General features: G+C 64.5%; 1 protein-coding gene. It reads left to right on the forward strand.

Translation table 11 applies throughout. The features are described from left to right. Positions 1–643: type VI secretion system Vgr family protein (locus L1073_RS17120; protein ID WP_246901440.1), on the forward strand; the 643-nt coding region annotated here is incomplete at both ends.

Below are 643 nucleotides of genomic sequence, written 5' to 3' on the forward strand. Positions count from 1 at the left end.
GACTGCATCTCCCAGCAGGGCGATCTCGAACTCAAGACGCTGATGGCGCAGCCGGCGAGGCTGTCGATCCTGCAGGCCGATGGCGGTTATCGCCAGTTGCATGGCCTGGTTGCCGAGGCCGCGCTGCTGGGCGAGGACGGCGGCGTCACCTACTACCAGCTCACCCTGGTGCCGTGGCTCAAGATGCTCGCGCTGGGCCGTGACAGCCGGATCTTCCAGGACCGCTCGGTGGTCGAGGTGCTCACCCAGGTGTTCGACGGCCATGAATTGGCCCGGGGCCGCTACCGTTTCGACCTGCGACGTGACTATCCCGCGCGCAGCTACTGCGTGCAGTACCGCGAGAGCGACTTCAACTTCATCAGTCGCCTGCTGGAGGAAGAAGGGCTGTGGTACTACTTCGAATACGCCGGCAACGACGACGGCAATGATGAAGACGACGACAACAGCGGCAAGGTGGCGTCCGGCAACGGTCGTGACAGCCAATCCTTCGACGGCCACCGTCTGGTCATTACCGACGACGTCGACACCTGCCAACCGGTCTCGCCACAGACGATCCGCTTCCACCGCCAGGATGCCACCGAGCGCGAGGATGCCCTCAATCAGTGGGGCGGCGTGCGCACTCAGCAGCCTACCCGGGTCAGTG

Source organism: Chromohalobacter nigrandesensis, assembly GCF_023061285.1.
GTDB classification, from domain to species: domain Bacteria; phylum Pseudomonadota; class Gammaproteobacteria; order Pseudomonadales; family Halomonadaceae; genus Chromohalobacter; species Chromohalobacter nigrandesensis.